The organism is Alteribacillus persepolensis (assembly GCF_900099605.1).
Classification (GTDB): Bacteria; Bacillota; Bacilli; order Bacillales; family Marinococcaceae; genus Alteribacillus; species Alteribacillus persepolensis.
In genome coordinates, this window is record NZ_FNDK01000009.1 from 98729 (window position 1) to 118170 (window position 19442).

Annotated in this window: 16 protein-coding genes and 3 pseudogenes; 3 read left to right on the forward strand and 16 right to left on the reverse strand. The window is 40.2% G+C overall.

What is annotated here, in order from left to right; genetic code table 11:
* Positions 1-37: 37 nt before the first annotated feature.
* From dmpG to BLT18_RS09160, 6 genes are all read right to left on the reverse strand, one after another.
* The gene (gene dmpG / locus BLT18_RS09135) at positions 38-1048 is read right to left on the reverse strand and encodes a 4-hydroxy-2-oxovalerate aldolase (RefSeq protein WP_091273251.1); all 1011 of its coding nucleotides are present in this window, start codon (positions 1046-1048) and stop codon (positions 38-40) included.
* Positions 1045-1959: an acetaldehyde dehydrogenase (acetylating) gene (locus tag BLT18_RS09140; RefSeq protein WP_091273312.1), complete on the reverse strand. Its 915-nt coding sequence runs from the start codon at positions 1957-1959 to the stop codon at positions 1045-1047. The genes dmpG and BLT18_RS09140 overlap by 4 nt, the downstream gene beginning before the upstream one ends.
* Positions 1960-1992: 33 nt before the next feature.
* Entirely contained in the window at positions 1993-2973 is a 981-nt protein-coding gene (locus BLT18_RS09145) for a catechol 2,3-dioxygenase (RefSeq protein WP_091273253.1), read from the reverse strand.
* Positions 2974-3250: 277 nt separating this feature from the next.
* A complete protein-coding gene (locus tag BLT18_RS09150) occupies positions 3251-4132 on the reverse strand; it encodes an FAD synthetase family protein (RefSeq protein ID WP_091273254.1) in 882 nt (293 codons plus the stop codon).
* Between the two features lie 111 nt (positions 4133-4243).
* Positions 4244-5755: a 4-hydroxyphenylacetate 3-hydroxylase family protein gene (locus BLT18_RS09155; RefSeq protein WP_091273256.1), complete on the reverse strand. Its 1512-nt coding sequence runs from the start codon at positions 5753-5755 to the stop codon at positions 4244-4246.
* A gap of 310 nt (positions 5756-6065) precedes the next feature.
* Entirely contained in the window at positions 6066-7958 is a 1893-nt protein-coding gene (locus BLT18_RS09160; protein ID WP_091273258.1) for a helix-turn-helix domain-containing protein, read from the reverse strand.
* A gap of 580 nt (positions 7959-8538) precedes the next feature.
* On the opposite strand from BLT18_RS09160, the gene BLT18_RS09165 reads away from it, so the two are divergent.
* Both BLT18_RS09165 and BLT18_RS09175 read left to right on the forward strand, forming a co-directional pair.
* Positions 8539-9411 (forward strand): transposase, encoded by an 873-nt coding sequence (locus BLT18_RS09165; RefSeq protein ID WP_091273259.1) that lies wholly within the window; start codon positions 8539-8541, stop codon positions 9409-9411.
* 406 nt (positions 9412-9817) lie between these two features.
* Positions 9818-10111 (forward strand): annotated as a pseudogene (locus BLT18_RS09175) (transposase); the annotation flags it as partial.
* Between the two features lie 49 nt (positions 10112-10160).
* Here BLT18_RS09175 and BLT18_RS09180 read toward each other — a convergent pair.
* The 3 genes from BLT18_RS09180 to BLT18_RS18765 form a co-directional block, all read right to left on the reverse strand.
* Complete coding sequence (locus BLT18_RS09180; protein ID WP_091273266.1) at positions 10161-10802, reverse strand: response regulator; 642 nt, start codon at positions 10800-10802, stop codon at positions 10161-10163.
* Between the two features lie 20 nt (positions 10803-10822).
* Positions 10823-10984, reverse strand: coding sequence for a response regulator (locus tag BLT18_RS09185; RefSeq protein ID WP_175487446.1), 162 nt, complete (start codon positions 10982-10984; stop codon positions 10823-10825).
* A 167-nt stretch (positions 10985-11151) separates the two neighbouring features.
* Positions 11152-11541, reverse strand: a complete 390-nt coding sequence (locus BLT18_RS18765) for a sensor histidine kinase (RefSeq protein ID WP_091273270.1) — start codon at positions 11539-11541, stop codon at positions 11152-11154.
* Positions 11542-11645: 104 nt separating this feature from the next.
* On the opposite strand from BLT18_RS18765, the pseudogene BLT18_RS09195 reads away from it, so the two are divergent.
* Positions 11646-11863: pseudogene (locus tag BLT18_RS09195) on the forward strand (biotin carboxylase N-terminal domain-containing protein); the annotation flags it as partial.
* Between the two features lie 91 nt (positions 11864-11954).
* Here the strand turns inward: BLT18_RS09195 and BLT18_RS09200 are convergent.
* The 7 genes and pseudogenes from BLT18_RS09200 to BLT18_RS09225 form a co-directional block, all read right to left on the reverse strand.
* Positions 11955-12263 carry a hypothetical protein gene (locus BLT18_RS09200; protein WP_091273272.1) on the reverse strand — a complete coding sequence of 103 codons (309 nt, stop codon included), beginning with the start codon at positions 12261-12263 and terminating at the stop codon, positions 11955-11957.
* A gap of 274 nt (positions 12264-12537) precedes the next feature.
* Complete coding sequence (locus tag BLT18_RS18770) at positions 12538-12648, reverse strand: hypothetical protein (protein WP_139184724.1); 111 nt, start codon at positions 12646-12648, stop codon at positions 12538-12540.
* Positions 12649-13012: 364 nt separating this feature from the next.
* Positions 13013-16462 (reverse strand): pyruvate carboxylase, encoded by a 3450-nt coding sequence (gene pyc, locus BLT18_RS09205; RefSeq protein ID WP_091273274.1) that lies wholly within the window; start codon positions 16460-16462, stop codon positions 13013-13015.
* A 359-nt stretch (positions 16463-16821) separates the two neighbouring features.
* Positions 16822-17055, reverse strand: a pseudogene (locus BLT18_RS18180) (hypothetical protein); the annotation flags it as partial.
* Complete coding sequence (locus BLT18_RS18775; protein ID WP_091273316.1) at positions 17046-17264, reverse strand: aspartyl-phosphate phosphatase Spo0E family protein; 219 nt, start codon at positions 17262-17264, stop codon at positions 17046-17048. The pseudogene BLT18_RS18180 and the gene BLT18_RS18775, both read right to left, overlap by 10 nt.
* A gap of 33 nt (positions 17265-17297) precedes the next feature.
* Complete coding sequence (locus BLT18_RS09220) at positions 17298-18146, reverse strand: HpcH/HpaI aldolase/citrate lyase family protein (protein ID WP_091273278.1); 849 nt, start codon at positions 18144-18146, stop codon at positions 17298-17300.
* A 42-nt stretch (positions 18147-18188) separates the two neighbouring features.
* The gene (locus BLT18_RS09225) at positions 18189-19340 is read right to left on the reverse strand and encodes a CaiB/BaiF CoA transferase family protein (RefSeq protein ID WP_091273279.1); all 1152 of its coding nucleotides are present in this window, start codon (positions 19338-19340) and stop codon (positions 18189-18191) included.
* Between the last annotated feature and the right edge of the window lie 102 nt (positions 19341-19442).

Here is a 19442-nt window from a genome sequence, read left to right on the forward strand (position 1 = left end):
TCCTTTATTTTTATTGATCCTTTTATCTATCGATTTTCTACACTTTTAATCCTTTTTTCTCTGCTAGTTCAACAGCCACATCTAAAATCCAGTCTTCCTGTCCAGCGGTCGCTTGACGTTTTCCTAATTCCTCCATAATTTCTGCCGGACTTACGCCAAACTTCTCTGCTCCATGGCGGACATGTAACAGGAAACTGTTGTAAACACCAGCATATCCACTTAATAAGTTATCGCGGTCGATAACGATTGGACCAGGCATGATTGGCGCCACAACATCTTCTGCCACATCCATCAACACGGCTAAATTAATTCCCGTATCGACTTCCATTTTATTTAATGCAGCAACCAACGTTTCAGTTGGTGCATTCCCTGCGCCAGCCCCCAGACCGCGTAACGTTCCATCGATCTGATCAGCTCCTGCTTCAAGAGCAGTGATGGAATTTCCGATTGCTAACCCAAGATTGTTATGTGCATGAAAGCCGATTTCGATTGAAACTGCCTCTTTTAATGCTGAAACTCTTTCTCGAACTCCTGTAGGCACAAGTGCACCAGCCGAGTCAACAACATATACACAGTCCGCACCATACGATTCCATTAATTTCGCCTGTTCAGCAAGAACACTTGCCGGCTGCATATGAGACATCATCAAGAAACCAACTGCTTCAAGGCCTAGTTCTTTCGCTAAGCGGAAATACTGCTCCGTTAAGTCCGCTTCTGTACAATGGACAGCGATACGAATGGCACTGATCCCTATTTCTGCTGCTTTGCGAAGTTCTTCACTAGTTCCAATCCCAGGAACGAAGAGTGAAGCAATCTTTGAATTTTTCGCGGTTTCAACCGCAGCCTTGATTAAGTCAAGCTCCGGGTGAACAGAAAACCCTTGTTGAATAGTTGATCCGAATAAACCAGCTCCATGACTCACTTCAATCACTGGTACGCCTGCTTCATCTAAGCGGCCAACAATCTCTCTAACTTGTTCAGGAGAGAAGCTGTGACTAACTGCATGTGATCCATCTCTTAATGTCGTATCCGTTATTCTTGGTTTCATCGAGATACCTCCTTATTTCCTAGGAAATGTTGAGCGTATAATTCTCCAACCTTGCGTGCAGAAGCTGTCATGATATCTAAATTACCAGCGTACGTCGGGAAAAAGTCACCAGTGCTTTCAACTTCGTTCATAATAACGAAGACTGGGCAGCGTCCCCAAGGTGTATCACGATAATCAACAAACGGTTCACCTTTTAAACGATATCCAGGTACATAGCTGGACACCTCTTCGACGATATTTTTCACCGATGTTTTTACCGCCTCTTCATCAAAATCATTTTCTTTAATGACTGCATAAACAGTATTTGTCATTTTGATTTCTGGTACAGCTGAGTTGAAAACTGGAATAGCACGAGCCATGTGAGCCCCGCCAACTTCTTTTATCGCATTCGCAGTTGTGCGTGTGAATTCATCGACATTTTGTCTTGTCCCTGGTCCAATCGCTTTACTTGCCACTGTCGCAATGACTTCCGCATAGTGAACAGGGACAATTCGTTTAACCGCATGAACAAGTGGTGTTGTTGCTTGACCGCCGCATGAAACCATATTAACGTTCATCGCTTCAATATGTTCTTCGAGATTGACTGGAGGCACTACGTAAGGGCCAACTGCAGCCGGCGTTAAATCAATCATCATTTTCCCTGCACTGCGGAACTCTTCTGCAATCGCAATATGTGCTTTAGCACTTGTTGCATCAAAAACAATCTTAATGTCTGGATCTTCTAAAATCGCCTTTGCCCCTTCATCACTTGCATGAATTCCTAGTTCCCGCGCGCGAATTAATCCTTCAGACTCCGGATCAATCCCTGCCATCATCGCAAGCTCCATGTTTTCCTCATGTTTTAAAATTTTGTACATTAAATCCGTTCCGATATTTCCTGTTCCTAAGATCGCAACTTTAATCTTGGACATATTCGCTGCACCTTCCCTCTCAACCATTTTTATTTACCTGTTGACAATTTTCGGAGAAGTGATTGGAGTTCCTTGCGTCCACCATGATTCAGGGAACTCACTTCCAATCCATGTATCTCCGTTTCCTGGTACATCTTCCATTTCCCAAATAACAGGCTCAAACGTTGGGTCTAAAATAAGGTAACCGCTGTCTCCAAACAGCTCGATACGGTTTCCGCCTGGCTCATGCACATACATACAAAACGCTTGGCTGATTCCGTGTTTATTTGGCGGGACTTCAATAAAATGATCATGATCTTTTAACAGATCAGCAAGTTCGTATAAGTTTTGCGGAATGCCATACCAGTAGCATAAGTGGTGGAGCTTGCCTTTTTCTTGTTGAGGCTCTTGCATGAAAGCGACTTCATGAACGAGGTTCGAAACACTGATCCAACTTGCAACCACGTTTCCGTTATCCTGAATTTGCTCTCTTACTCTAAACCCTAAAGCATCTGTCATAAATTGATTGTCTTTGCCAGGATTAGATGACATTAGATTTAAGTGATCTAACCGACGAACGGGAACACCTTGGCTTGGGCGTTTCGTTGCTCGATTTAATAATTTTGTTTTTTCATGATCTTGTGGTTTGTAGTAATCTACATCAAAGAATAATTCCATATTATGACCGTCAGGCGTTGTAAACTGGAATGCTTCACCATGCCCGATATCACCGTCAATCCAGCCTTTTCCCAGACCTGCTGCCTTTACTTCTTCGACACGGCGCTGGAGTGCTTGCGGTGAAGTAGTGCGCCAACCCGCATGGCCAAGACCTGCCTCTTTTGATTCGGTAATTTTTAATGAGTTATGATACATCTCTTCATAAGCTCGTAAATAAACTGATTGACCGGAGCGCGCCGTTTCCGTCATCCCTAGAAACTTTTTAAAGAAGTCTACAGTTTTTTCTGGTTTTGGAGAAAATAATTCAACATGCGCAAGTTGAGCAATATCCATAATTGGTTCTTTACCATATGTCATAAACGAAATACCTCCCAGTACTTATATTTAATAAATTTAAAATATTCTATCTTTTTATATTAATAGTTAAAGCTTTACCCTATGTGCACCCCCCTGATTAGACAGGCCCCAGCCCCGATGCTGCCACTCTCACTCTTCTGCACCTGCTCGGCCTCTATAAACCTTTCTTCATAACAGCTTCCCTTTTATACAAATAACAACTAACTCTTACTAACTGTCTTGGGACAACGGTCGCATTCATCTGCTGCAGCATCATCTAACACCAATACGAGAACCATTAAACGACGACTCTATTTGATACAGAATGATTTTGATAATGAAAAGCACGATCTGATTGGCTGTATAAGCTGTCCGGCAGCCGCTTATTCCAATGAATTCTCACCACTTCGTCATTGTTAAATGGAAGCTTCTTTCCCTTGGTATCAATCAGTTTGACATCCCCATCGTCCACTATTGCTGCCAGATTTGTATTCATTTGTTTGCCAGACACTGTTACATCGTAAACACCTGATTGTGGCAACAAGTAATAGGGATGTACATAAAAATCTCCACAGGCTTGATTGACAGTCACCTTCCCTTCGATTTGATAACTTCCCCCCAGATAATCGGAAATTCTCTCTACCTCTCCAGAAAATAGTAAACTTCTAATGAGAGTGGAGCTGATTTTTTCACCATTGCACTCCATTTTAGTAACTTTGATTCCAGTAATTTTTCCACCGGAGTCATCCTTCATTCGGTCCATATTGCCTTCTCCTCGGCAGCCATACGTAAAGTCAAAACCTGCAACCGCCAGTTCCACTTTAAAATCAAGCAGATAATGTTGGACAAACTCCTTGGGTGACAGCGATGCAAATTTAGAATCAAACTGAATGATGTAAAAAGTATCAGCCCCCATCTGAGTAAATATCCTCTGTTTATCTGATAAAGGCATGAGGTAAGGAACAGTTTTTCTTCCATTTGAAAGAACTTCCTTCGGGTGTGGAAAAAAACTCATAATACATAAAGGGAGCTTTTTTTCATCCGCTACTCTTTTTGCTTCTTCGATGACCTGTTGATGCCCTATATGAACCCCATCGAAAAACCCTAGCGCCATCACACAAGGCTTTGCCTGAGCAAGCTTCACGTGGCGGCTGCTGTTTGAAATCTGAATGGTTTCCAAAAAACTCCCTCCTAAACTAGAAAACTATAATGCTACCGCCAGCAGCAGCAAAAACTTCCTCATTGCGTTTCAAAATGTACGATTATCTATTGCTGCTCTCCTCTCTTTTCATTATTGTTTTGTTAATACTTTTTGGTCTGCATTAACCCATGTATCATTCGTCCAGCCGTTTAAGTCATAGTCTTGCATAGCCGTTTCAACAAATCCTTTATAGCGGTCTGCTGCACCAGCAGCTTCAGCTTGGAACAATGCTTCCATGCGGATGTTTTCATGGTTTCCTGCATAATTCACTTCATATAGTTCATGGCGGCCGCCAAATTCAGTGCCAATTGTATCCCACACCATTTTTAACAATTTCACTTTTTCTTCAGCTCCGATGCCTGTACCGCGGTAATATTGGTCTAAATAAGGTTTTAGTTCGGAGTTAAGGAAGTCATTTGCACTTGATGGCAGCTGAATTAATCCTCCTGCAACCACTTGTTCAAAGATGTTTTTCACTTTTACCCAGCTTTGCGGTGCTAGTGCCCGGTAAGCTGCACTGGAAGCTCCGTTTGGAATAGCTAAACCATTTGGTCCTTGATCAGGATCCGCTGCCATCGCTGTTGAAAGTCCCCAGAACATATTACGAAGAGCCACAACTTCCCCTATCTGAGCTTGAACACCTCTGAATTTATTTGTTCCAGCAGATTCTGTCGCTTTAAGCAACAGCCCTGTCATAAAATCCAACTTCACCGCCAGGCGAGTACAGCCGTGGAATGTAAAGCGGTTCACAAATCCACTTTCTGGTACGAAGTTGTTTGCGATTCTAACATTTTTATAGCAAATAACATCTTCCCAAGGGATAAGAACGTTATCCAATACGATGACCGCGTCATTTTCATCAAAACGACTGGAAAGCGGATAATCAAATGGTGTTCCATTGGTCGCTGCCTGCAGTTCGAAAGACTGGCGGCTAATCATTTTTACCCCTGGAGCATTCATTGGGACAAAGAAGATAAGGGCATGGCTGTGGTCTCCGTCTCCTAAATCCATGGGGCCATAATTAGCGACAAAGTTATAATGTGTTAAAGCTGCAGCTGTCCCGACCATTTTGGCACCGCTTACAATTATTCCATCGTCTTTTTCAGCAACGGCACGAACATAGACGTCTTTATTTTCATGGAGCGGTTTCGAGCGATCGACTTGTGGATTAATAATCGTATGGTTCACAAAAGGCACTTCTTTCGCTGCTTTCTTGTACCATGCTTTCGCGTTATCTTCAAATCCTTCATAATAACTTGCAAGTCCCTCTAAATGACCAATAAACGATGCTTTGTAATCAGGAGTGCGTCCCATAAAGCCGAAGCTTAATTTTGACCATTCTGCAATCGCATTTCGCGCCCCCAGCAAATCTTCTGAACTTTTCGGTGTGATAAAGAATTTATGGGTTCTGTCTCCATATTCATTCGTAGCCGTTAAAATATCACGAGTTTCTGGTTCATGAAGAGCATCATACATTCTTGCATATGAACGTGCTGAATTTCGATAAGCAGGGTGCTTTGTAACATCATCGATTTTCTCGCCATTTAGGTAAACAACTCTGCCGTCGTTTAGACTTTCTAAATATTCTTTTCCTGTGTACATGTTTATCAGCTCCATTTCCTGTGATAGTTATTCATTTCATTAGCTTACTTTAACGTTAAATTATCTGAATATTCAATACAATGGCAGCACTTGCTAGAAAGCTGACGAAAAACTAACAGCGGCTGTTAGTGTGATTTCGTTAGAAAATAATTACATTCTATTTTCAACTGAAGCCTATTTAAAGATTTCCCGCAAAAAGCAGCTATTTCCCGGCCGGCATTACACCACCTCCGCTCCTACACAATCGCAAGTAATCGTGACATTCTCCCTTAAATACCAAAAAAGGTGAAGACACAGACAAATCTGTGCTTCACCTTTCCACTTGATTAACGATCAATTCATAATCAATAATTCTTACTGCTTTTAAAGCGAGAAGTAACTGAAACTGTAATTGTGGATCGCGGAGGTCGTGACCAAGGAGTTCCGTAATTTTATTTAAACGATAGCGGAGACCACTGACCGACAAAGCGAGATCATCCGCTGTTTGTTCCAAGTTGCCGCCATTGACAAGAAAATGATACAAGGTTTCCATTAAAGTAATTTTATTGCTATCTAAATCCTCATACAGTATGCCGAGGGTATCCTTAATAATTTTCCGAATCGCTTTTTCATTTTTTTCATTAATCAAAACACCAATCATTCCGAGCTCGCTGAAGTTTGTTATGCATTTATCCCTTGAAGAAAGCCGTACTGCTGCACGTGCCTCATTAAGGGCAACATTTGCTTCCATAATATCGCTATTTAAAGAACTGATTCCGACTAAAAATAACGCATGTTTGATTTCCTTTTTTACACAGGAAACAAGTGACCTCGCCAGCTTCACAATATTTTGGTTGTTCAGTTGTTTTTCAGTAATAAGCAGGAACAAACTATCCGTTTCCTGGTCAATCAAAATATTAATACTTTTTCGATTAAAAAAATCGGAAACGCTTTCATAAATATTTTTATGAATCGTCAATTCCTTTTCTTCGCACTTCTTTGCGAACTTATATTTCATATTTATAACATAATATCTATCTGCAAGATCCAACTGAAAATAATCAGCTTTCCTTATGATCTCTTGTTTCGAAGCGTACTTTCCGCTGATAATTTCTTCAAAGAAATAACTTTTGGCTCTTTCCATAGAATCCAGTTCGATTTTTTCCTTTAAAAATGTGAGTGAACAAACGGAAGCCAATTTTCCAATAAGCATGGAATCGATATCTTGATTCATTGCTTCTTCCCCGTCATATAAAAAGGAACAGTAGCCGACAATTTTCCCTAAAAGAAAGATTGGTGCAACTAATCTTGTCCCGTTTCCACAATGCAGAAGCCGCGTTTTCATAATCGTTTGACCGCTCTTCAAAAACTCATCAAAGTGACTTTTGATCAGATGGTAGTCTTCTAGTGCGATCCCGCTGCTTGCTAATAGTTGCCGGCGCTTATCTTCTACGATAATTGGCAAATGTATTTGTTCATTTACCTTCTTTACAATCGTCGCCAATGTACTGCCTTTGATGAGCTCATCGGTTAAGTCTTGGTGAATTCTCGTTACGATTGATAAATTGTTCTTTTCGTGCAAAAGCTGCTCATTCGTTTGTTCTAATTCTTTCAGCACCGGCAGCTCTTTGCTGTATGAAAAATATTCTTTCGATTCTTCCTGCCAATCTGAGACCAGGCGCCCCTCCCATTTACAACAAGGTGCTCCTTGACCTTCACATTGCAGCTCTTTAAAGAACACTTTTTCACCTAGCAAAAAGGAAACAAAACCACTAGCATAGCCCGACAGACTATGACAAACCGGCCTTTCACTAAAACCAAACTTTTTAACATATTGTTCCGCTTCAAATGAATGCTGCCACATGCCTTTACAGCAAAGCGAAATCGTTTTATTACCTTGTGTTTCCAAATCCGTTTCAGTAATCTCGGATTTCGCATACCCTTTTAGTGAATGAATGACAGGACCTCGTGCTATCTTTTCTACCATAGAAAGCGCTTCATTTGCAGCCACTTTTTTTGCATCTTCTTCTCCTAAATGATAGCCGAATTTGAAGAAAAAGGTTTGGAGCCGTTCGATTCCGATATTCTCAATTAAGTCATGCTGTAATGTGCTGAATGCACTTGTCGATGTTATCACAGCTCGTTCATTGTTGGTATAGAGAAAACCATCATCTTGGGTAATGTGTAATAGATCACTTAAAATTACTTCCCGATTTATTGCCATACGAACGCCCCTTTGCGATCATATTTTATAACCTCTTTTCTAAGAAAATGCCCTCTATTACCACTACTACAATATCTTAAAAGAGCCCAAAATCGAGAGGTGTCAGGCAGCCGTTTACATTGCAATAACGTTCATGAATACAGCGCACTTCAAAAGATTTTCACTTTTGTACAAATAAAACTCCCTTACATAAGTCTAATGTCAATAGGTGCAATTCTCAAAATTCAGTAAATTCAGTTCAATTATATCAACGTAATGAATTATAACCTTTATAAAATAATAGTTCAATGCTTGTCTTAAAACCTCTTCGCAATCTTGATTTTTTTCCAAAAACATAGTTTTTATTACAAAAAATCATTTGTATATCATTAATGGAAGCCAGACAGCTTACAATTGAGAGACCGTTATTACCTGTGCATCAATCATTTCAAACTCCGCTCACTCGTGCAATAAACCACTTCAGAGTACAGCTCTTCACATGTTTATGGCAGACTAAAAATGGCTCTCCCTCCGTTTTGGTGAATGCATAATAGGGAATTTTCCTTTATAACATTCCATCAAGTTTTAAGGGAGAGATTTTATGTTGCCACTCCAACCTTTCTACGAAGAAGACACATTGGAATTACTTGATGTAAACCAGGATAAAGAGGAGAGAAAGTTACATTGTATTCTACAGTCCAAAAAGGCCAGCTCTCAGTGCCCCAATTGCGGTCAACTGTTCTCCCGCAAACATAGCCGTTACTGTCGTCATGTTAAAGACCTGCCTTTTATCGACTATAAGGTAGAACTCCAAATCATTGTGCGGAAATTCTTCTGTAATGCAACCTCCTGTAAGCAGCAGATTTTTACGGAACGTGGTTTAAATCTTTTAGAATCTTATGGACGTAGAACTGCCCGTATGGATAAGACCTTGCGGTCTATAGCTTTTTCTACAAGTGCCGAACAAGGGAGCAGGTTATCTAAACAGTTAGACGTCCCTGTCAGTGCGGCTGCACTTCTTAGATTGATACGGAAAACTTCGTTGCATTCTCCTTCTCCATCCGATGCGGTGGGAATAGATGAATGGGCCTATCTTAAGCGTCACCGATATGGCGTGCTTATATGTGATCTTTACACCCGACGCCCCATTGCCTTGTTAGAAGAATTTAGCGCGGATGCCGTGAGGCAGTGGATGTCGGAACATAAAAACGTCAGGGTTGTAAGTCGGGATGGTTCGCTCAAATTCAAACAAGCCATCCAGGAATCAGATCAAAACATTACACAAGTGACGGATCGCTGGCATCTGGTCCACAATTTTAACGAACGAACTGAACGCATTCTTCCGCAAGTTGTTGGTTCTCGAATCCCGATACCCAGAGATGATTCCCAACCCAGCGAAGAGCATCAACCTCACTCCTCCCAGACGGACAAAGGGAAGCAAAAGGAACAGTTAATGGATCAAGTAAAAGAATGAGGCAGTCAGGGCTATTCCTACGCATCGATCGCTAAATTATTGAAAATGGACCATGGACCAGCGCACAGCTAAAAAGTATATCCATACAACAGAGCCACCAATGCAGGGGGAAAATCAACGTCAAAGCATGTTGGATTCTTATAGAGATAGAATTCATGAGGCTGTCCAGCCAGGTGTAACAGCAAAAGAAATCTATGATGACCTTGTTTCTAAAGGCTACAGAGGATCTTTTTCACTTGTCTCTCACTATATAGCAGACATTCGAAAACAAAAAAGAAAAGGTCATTCAAATAAACTTTATCTCTCTAGAAAGAAACTGCATCAATGGCTGTGGAAACCCTCTCAGGAAATCAAGAAACGAACCAAATGGCTTTTTCTGGATGATTGATGTCATAGACATCCCGACCTCTCCCAGCTATATGAACACATTCAAACGTTTCAAGCGATGATTCAACATCGGATGTCTGATTATCTTCTTGTCTGGTTGTCTAAAGCAGAACAAAGCCCCTTCGTAGAGATGAAACGCTTTGTAAAAGGAATCTGGACCGATTATAAGGCGGTCCAGAATGCTTTAAGTTATGAATGGAACAATGGTGTGCTGGAAGGCCAAATCAACCGTTTGAAAACCATTAAACGGTTGATGTATGGCAGGGTTAATTTTGATTTGATTAAGAAACAAGTTTTATATCAAGCTCTGTAAGTGACTTGTTTAAGCCCTAAATAACTTCCATGAGATAGAGCGTGATTTTTCACCAAAACGGAGGGAGAGCCATTTTACTCTTGCCAAATACAAAATCGGAATACATTCGCCCAACCGAGAACGTTATGGGACTTTTTCCTTTGCTCCTGGCGTGATACTCGTTTATGAAATCGGTAACTTTTCTTTCTAACCGTTGAGGGTTTTTGTCCGGTAGGCAGATCACATATTCACAATTGTCGTTGGGGAACCCGATAAGATTCTGATCGTGTATCACTTGATTTAAGGTCTCATGGAATACTTTTATCTTCAATTTTTGTAAATCGGTCATTTCATTTTCAACATCCGCCAATTGTGCGACCATTACCACATAGTTCAACGAATCGTCCTGATATTGAAACTTTGATTTTTCCAGATTCACTGTGTCTTCTGTAATGTATTTATACATAATGTCGCGGATAAAAGCCTTAAAAGTCATGGACTGATAAATTTGGTGTGCTTCTTCCAATTGCAATACATACATCCGGTCCCTTTTCGTTTGAATAAAGTCCATTTTAATTTTCTCAAGAACACCCGTGAACATGGGGAGCAAGACGGGATTGGCATATTTAAAATCGTCATAACCGCTAATCACAATGGTATAAAGCTGGGGATGGAACTCCTTCGCTTTCAGGATGAGCTCTAAACCGTCCATAAACGACATCTGGATATCTGTTAATAAAAAACGTCAGGTTTTAGATTTTTTATAAGTTCAAGCGCTAAAACGCCATCCTTTGCTCTGCCAACCACTTGCATATCGAATGCCGCCCAATCGATGGAATTGGTTAATCCTTCAAGGATCGTGGTTTCGTCATCTACTAAAATTACTTTTAACATAGCCATCTTCTCCTTGTATTTTTAGAATCGTAATCCAACAAGTGGATCCAATGTTATATTCACTTATAAAATCCAACCCATAAGAGGGACCGAAGAAAATTTGAATCCGGTCGCGGATATTATCAATACATAGCCCCTCGAGGGATTGGCGGATACCTTTTTATTGTTCAGCATTGAGTGAAATGCTCCGGCAATTGCTGCGTCATGCCGACCGGTATCATGTACGGAAAGAATAGCGTGTCCTCCGTTTCAGAAATGTCAACGGAAATAAATCCGGGCTCTTTTTTTAGGTTGAAGCCGTGGCAGATTGCATTTTTAACTAAAGGCTGCAATAAGAGCTTTATCGTTTGGTATTGGAATAAACCAGGACTGCAGTGGATCGAATAGTCAAATTGATCCTGGTAACGGATTTTTTGAATCACAAAATAGCTTTCGACATGACGGAGCTCCTCCTCAATCGTTATAATGTCACGCCCTTTGCTTATGCTGATACGGAACAGGTTAGTAAGCGCTTTCGTTAATTGAACGGTTTGATCGGTTGCTTCGCTTCGGGCCAGCCAGTTCTATTTTTTTATCAATTGGAGGGAGAAGGTTGAGAAAAATTAACAAGGTATTGGTGGCAAACCGAGGAGAATTTGCCATTCATGTATTTTGTGCATGAAAGAAGCCGATTGATGCTTATTTAGATATTCAAGATATTATTCGAATCGAGAAGCAAGCGGAGGTAGACGCTATCCATACAGGATACGGATTTTTATCATAAAATATTGAATTTTCCATAAAATGTGAGGAAGAGGACATTATTTTAAATCGGCACATTTAGATATGTTTGGAGACAAGGTAAAAGCTAGAACCCAACCACTTGTTTTTTCAATTCCTTCACAGTAGGAATAGTGGCATCTTCCCGCAGTCCACGCCAACGGTCCATGGGGCAGGGCTTTTTGAAAAATCAGATCACTTCACATCTTCCTTATTCTTTTTCAACAGTCCAGGTGAATGATAGATTAATAATCAAATGATTGGAAAAGGAATGAGGAACCTTACTTCCTTGATGCAAGTATAATAGGGATAGACAATCTTCAAATTCTGCATCAGTAATCGTACCGTTACGTAAGTCTATTAATAACTCATCCCGTATCTTTTCTAGTATTCTTTCCCCTAGATCAGTATCTGCCTCTACCAGGCACACCTTTTGGCCTGATATAAGGGAATGTATAATCGTTCCTATTCCTTTTTCTATAAAACGTTCCCATCCATTTCCTCTCAATATGCTGTTCATTTAGAACTCCACCTTCATGTTAGATAAATAATAGTGATGTATGAGTAAAGACATATTTTACTTAAGCTTGGTATCTAAATTTTTCCATAATGTTGTCTTACTAAATCCAAAAAATTCTGCGAGCTCTGTCATACTCTCTTGTCTGATAGCTTCCAAATAATTTTTTCTAATTCTTACAATATTTTCTTTTTCGCCTAAGAAACTTCTTCCCTACTTCACCGGGTTTTTGCTTGCCCATCAATTGTGAAACATCTTCTTCCAATTGCTATATATCTTAAGATGATTCCCTCAACTTTTGAAGTTTAAAAGTTTTCTTGTTTATTTTCTGACTAACTTGTAACACGTTTGAATCAGAAATTCCCATATTCTTCACTAATACATACATTTTCTGACGATCTTAATCCAATACCCTTAAGCAATTCTTATGAGAATAAATTTCATTATTTATAAGCCCGACGGACTGAAGGATTTTAAAGCATAAAAAAGGGAGTACCTCCCCAAACCTCGAAAAAATTGTTACCACACAAAATTCACGAGATTGTGGGAACTCCCTTTATCTATTTATTTCCGACAAGAGAGCTTGTTTGACCTGTAAGAATTATACGATTTCGAACCTACCCATCTTTGAGTCTGCATTTTTCTACTTCTCCATTCCTCGGTGTGATGGGAAAAATTTCATTTGGCCATTTATTTTTATCTGTCTACCTTTCGGTGAGCATATCACTAAAGAAAGACAAACTGTTTATTTATTATTTTTCCAATTCAATCAATAAATCACCAGATTCAACTGTATCTCCATCTGAAGCATGGATATCTTTTACTTTTCCATCGAAAGGGGCCTGTACGGTTGTTTCCATTTTCATGGCTTCAGTGATCATTAAGTGATCACCTTTTTTCACAGATTCTCCTTTTTCCACCAGTTTTTTGATGACTGTTCCTGGCATAGAAGCTCCGATTTGATTCGGGTTACTTTTATCAACTTTTGGACGGCTTGTAACATTCGTTTTTACGTTTTGATCTTTGATCATTACTTCACGTGGCTGGCCATTCAATTCAAAGTATACAATTCTATTACCGTCATCCTGTGGTTTTGATACAGAGACAAGCTTGACGATAAGAGTTTTCCCTTGTTCAATCTCCACTTCAATCTCTTCACCTAGTCGAAGTCCATAGAAGAAAGTAGGTGTATCAAGAACAGAGACGTCTCCAAATTGCTCACGGAACTTCTCGAATTCCATGAATACTTTTGGATATAATGCATAGGAAAGAATGTCATGGTCTGTTACTTGACGGTCTAGTATGTTATATAGATCTTCTTTTAATTCTTGAAAGCGTATAGGCTCCAGATTTTCTCCTGGACGGTTCGTAATGGCTTCTCTGCCCTTAAGAATAATGTTTTGCAGCTCTTTAGGAAATCCTTGATATGGTTGCCCTAAATAACCTTGGAAGAACTCAACGACAGAGTCAGGGAAATCAAGATTTTCTCCATTTTCATATAAATCATCTTCGGTTAAGTCGTTTTGTACCATATATAAAGCCATATCCCCAACCACCTTAGATGAAGGCGTTACTTTCACGACATCACCAAACATGTCATTAACACGACGGTACATTTTCTTCACGTCATTCCAGCGACCTTTAAGGCCTACTGCTTTTGCCTGCTGTTGGAGGTTACTATATTGACCGCCAGGCATTTCATGCTCGTACACTTCAGTATGTGGAGCGTTCATACCGCTTTCAAACCCTTGATAATACTTTCTCGTATAATCCCAGTATTCGTTAAGCTTTTCAAGCGCCTTAATATCAATGTTCGGCTGTCTTTCGTTTCCATCTAATGCGTAGTATAGGCTATTTGCGCTTGGCTGAGAAGTGAGTCCTGCCATTGAAGCCGAGGCTACATCTACGATATCTACTCCCGCTTCCACTGCACGGGCATAGGACAAAATTCCATTTCCGCTTGTGTCATGTGTATGAAGATGAATAGGGATATCAATCGTTGACTTCAATTCAGAAATTAATTGATAAGCAGCTTCCGGCTTTAATAGACCTGCCATGTCTTTAATACCCAATATATGGGCTCCAGCGTTTTCTAACTCTTTAGCTATGTTCTTATAGTACGTTAAATCATACTTATCACGTGTTGAGTCAAGGATATCTCCTGTATAACAAATCGCAGCTTCCGCAATTTTCTCCTGAGTTCTAACTTCATCAATTGTAAGTTTCATGCTTTCAATCCAGTTAAGAGAGTCGAAAATACGGAACACATCAATACCGGCGTTTGCAGACTTTTCAACAAACTCTTTTATAACGTTGTCCGGATAACTTTTGTAACCTACAGCATTAGAAGCTCGCAGAAGCATTTGGAAGAGAGTATTTGGCATTTTTTCACGCAATGTTAAGAGACGCTCCCAAGGATCTTCATGCAAGAAACGCATTGTCACATCAAATGTTGCTCCTCCCCACATTTCAGAAGAGAATAGATTCGGCAAAAGACGTGCTGTCGGCTCAGCAATTTTCTTCAAGTCATGGGTACGTACACGTGTCGCAAGAAGTGACTGATGGGCATCGCGGAACGTCGTATCTGTTAACAATACTTCTTGTTGCTTTTTCACCCAATCTGCGAGTCCTTCTGGTCCTTTTTCATCCAGAATTTGCTTGGAACTACTTGGAAAAGCTTCACTTTGTTTAATGGATGGAAGTTCTGGCTGCTCAAAAATCGGCTTTCTCTTGTTTTCCAATTCAGGATATCCGTTGACAATCGTCTCTCCAATAAAGTTAAGCATCTTCGTGCCACGGTCTTTCCGCTTCGCAAACACAAACAACTCAGGTGTACTTTCTATAAAGGAGGTGTCGTATTCGCCGGAAAGGAACTCCTCATGCTGCACAACGTTCTCTAGGAAGCTAATATTTGTTTTAATACCACGGATACGGAATTCTCGTAAATTACGAAGCATTTTTGCCGATGCTCCTTCAAACGTAAGGGACCAGGTAGACACTTTTACAAGCAAGGAATCATAGTGAGGTGTAATAACTGCCCCTTGGAAACCGTTTCCTGCATCTAGGCGAACTCCAAATCCACCACTGGAGCGATAAGCCATAATCTTACCGGTATCAGGCAAGAAATTATTTGCCGGGTCTTCTGTTGTAATACGGGATTGAATAGCAAAACCGCTTGTTGTGATTTCTTCTTGAGATGGAATGCCTATTTCATTACCGTGAAGGGACTTTCCTGATGCGATATAGAGCTGAGTTTGGACAATATCCACCCCAGTTACCATTTCAGTGATTGTATGTTCAACTTGAACACGTGGGTTCACTTCAATAAAGTAAAACTCACCGTCTGGGTTAACAAGAAATTCAACAGTACCAGCATTTAAATATTTAATATTCTCCGCCAGCTTAAGCGCAGCTGCACACATATCTTCGCGCAATTCTTTGCTCAAAGCTACACTTGGTGCAATTTCCACTACTTTTTGGTGACGGCGCTGTACGGAACAATCCCTATCATAAAGATGAACAATGTTACCTTCCATATCACCAAGTATCTGTACTTCTATATGTTTTGGATTTTCAATAAATTTTTCTACATATACTTCATCACTTCCGAAAGAAGACTTTGCCTCAGAACGAGCGCGGTTGTAAGCTTCTTCCAATGCTTCCTGGCTGCGGACAATCCGCATGCCGCGTCCGCCCCCGCCAAGAGATGCTTTTATAATAAAAGGGAAACCATTTTCATCAGCAAATTCTTGAATCTCAGCAAGTTCTGATACGGGACCATCGCTTCCCGGTATAACTGGAAGACCTGCTTGAATTGCCGTTTCTCTTGCTCGCACTTTATCTCCAAACATGTGCAAATGCTCTGTTCTAGGACCTATAAAGATAATGCCTTCTTCTTCACAGCGTTTCGCAAATTCGAGATTTTCTGACAAAAAGCCATACCCAGGATGGATAGCATCTACATCATTTGCTTTTGCTGTGTCAATGATGCTCTCAATATCAAGATATGCATCTATAGGCTTTTTTCCTTCCCCAATTAAATATGCTTCATCCGCCTTATAGCGGTGGAAAGCACCTGTATCCTCTTTCGAGTACACAGCCACTGTTCGAATATGTAACTCTGTGCACGCACGGAAAATTCTTATAGCGATTTCCCCGCGGTTTGCTACTAATATTTTGTTTATTTCTCCTAAACTACTCATCCAATTCCTCCTTTGGGGGCCGGCAATAAAAAACACCAATATCATGGAAGGGGTACCGATGAAAAAGCCATAGCTTCGACACACTAAACAAACCTGCAATCCAAAAAGGAGTTCGAACGAACGCAGTGTCATACCAACCAGCACACATCGCTATCGGTACGCCATCTCAAAGACAAAAAGCTCTACTGAAGAGGTGTTACTAAGCCGTACCCAACGTTATCAGTGGCAGCATCAACAGTCGAGTAGACCAGGGGAATTTTCCCCCTCCAATTTCCAAGTTGTCCTTTTGTATATCCTAATTTAAAATCGAAAACACTGATAATCCAAAATGGTAAACAAATAGTACTTACTTTCGATATTTAACTCCTTATTTGCTTTGACCAACCAATTTGGATTACCCGGAATAGCGATTTTTTCTTACCTTTGTATTTTTTTACAGAAAACGACGATGAATCATTAAGGTTCATTCGAGAAACACCTGTTTCAATGGCAGCTTTAGAAACAGCTTCTGTTACTTGATCAGCAACCCTAGGGTCAAAAGGACTGGGAATCACGTAATCATCGTGAAGTTCATCATCTGAAATTAATCCAGCAAATGTGAACAATCACCCTGCTCCAACATTTGATTTAGAACCTTATTTATCTCTACGTCTAATTGTTGACTTAGCTTTATTGTTTTTGGATGAGTGAATCCTTTTTCTTGAACGGAGATATATAATAATCCTTGAATCTTTTCAACGTTATTTTTTTTTATGATTTTAATCTCCTCCCTTTGTGATTTAATATCTATACACCTCCGTATCGAATTTTATCCGTAACCCCCACTTCCAATCACTTAAAAATTAGACTTTTGTAGGGTAAGTCGGGCTTTTTTTATTAAAGGTTCATCAATCATTTTTCCATTGAGTTGGAAAACTGACTGTCCTGTTGTTTCAGCTACCTTCAAAATCTTTTGCGCCTCTAAAACCTCTTGTTCTGTCGGAACAAAGCTTTTATTAACGACTTGAATTTGGTTTGGATGAATTATTAACTTACCCGCAAACCCTTGTCTTTTCGCAATTTCTACTTCTTCCTGAAGTCCATCAATATGATTAAAATTCGCATACACTGTGTCTATTGGTTGAAGTATTCCTGCAGCTCGGGAAGCGTTAGCTATGTGAGCACGAGCATACATCAATTCAAAACCATTTTTAGAAGGTGTAATATTTACATCTAAGGAGTAATCTATTGCCCCGAATGCAACTTGATTAATACGGGGTGATGCATTTGAAATTTCATAACAAAATTGGAGCCCAGTAGCATTTTCAATAATAGGTACAATCTCAAGCGGATCTTGCACTCTATACTTGTCCTCACAATGTTGTAGGATATTCTCCACTAATTTGATCTGATTACTGTCAGACGCTTTTGGTAGAACCACTCCTCTTAACTCTTTCTGATAGTTTTTGAGAAAATAATCAATATCATCCATATAATAAGGAGATTCAAGAGAATTCACACGTACAAAAACGTTTTTTTTACTAGAATAAAGGGCATCGATAGCTATTTTACGAGCTTCCTCTTTTTCGTTTATCGCTACGGCATCCTCTAAATCATAAATAATAATATCAGCCTCAAGAGTTTCTGCTTTTTGAAGTAGTGTCCTATTGTTCCCAGGAACGAATAACCATGATCGTCTTAACATGTCACTTCCTCCTAAATGTTCACTCTGTATGTTGATTAGTTACTACTCTACTCTCGATATCCCAATTTCTTTTAATATTTTATCGGTATGCTCTCCTAACGCAGGAATAGGGTTCATGACGTAATCAAGGTTCTTCGCAGTAAACGGTGGAATGAGTGCTTTTACTCTTTCCCCACTTGGTAATTCCACGTCACCCCAACGCTTTCTCTCTTTAAGCTGAGGATGGTCCATAAATTCCTTCATTGTATTTAATCTGGCATTTGCAATATTCGCTTCATTCAGCCCCTGTATCACTTCTTCCGAAGTAAGCTGCTGAAACGTCTCCTCGATTATTGTCTCTAATACTTCTCTATTTTCAACCCGTTTATAGTTACTCTCAAAACGAGGATCTTCTGCCAGCTCTTCTAGCTGAAGCACTTGGTCACAAAATTGTTTCCACTCTCGTTCGTTTTGAATACCTAGGAAAACCGTTTTTCCGTCTTTTAACGTAAATGGTCCATACGGATAGATGGTTGCGTGGCTTGCTCCTGTTCGTTTAGGTTCCGTTCCGCCGTAATTGGCATAGTACATAGGGTAGCCCATCCATTCACCGAGAGCTTCGAGCATAGAGATTTCAATAACATCCCCTTTGTTCGTTTGGTTTCTGGCTAAAAGAGCTGTTAACACACTGGTGTATGCGTACATACCTGCTGCAATATCTGCAATGGACATCCCTGTTTTTGAAGGTGTTTCTTCTGTACCAGTAACAGAAACTGCTCCTGCTTCACATTGTATAAGCAAATCATAGGCTTTTTTATCCCTATACGATCCATTACTTCCATAACCAGAAATACCAACTGAAATTAACCTCGGATACTTTTTCAATAATTCTTCCGGGTCAAAACCTAGCCTTCCCATAGCTCCTGGAGCCAAGTTCTGGATGAAAACATCAGCTTGTGCCAAAAGTCTTTCAAGAACCTCTTTATCCTTATTTTCTTTCAAATTCAGTGTAATAGATTCTTTTGATCGATTAAGCCAAGTGAAGTGACTGGACATTCCATTTACTGTCGTATCATATCCTCTAGCAAAATCTCCTCCCTCTGGCCTCTCTACCTTAATAACTCTAGCACCTAAGTCAGCTAATTGTCTTGTAGCGAAGGGAGCAGCAACAGCCTGTTCAATGGACACTACTGTAATTCCTTGCAATGGCAACATTCGAATCCTCCTTAATGTGTTTACTAGCCCCGTCCCGTCACAACTCGTTTTTTCTTCGCCCTCATTTATCACCCATAGAATTCACCAACCTTTATAGTTTGG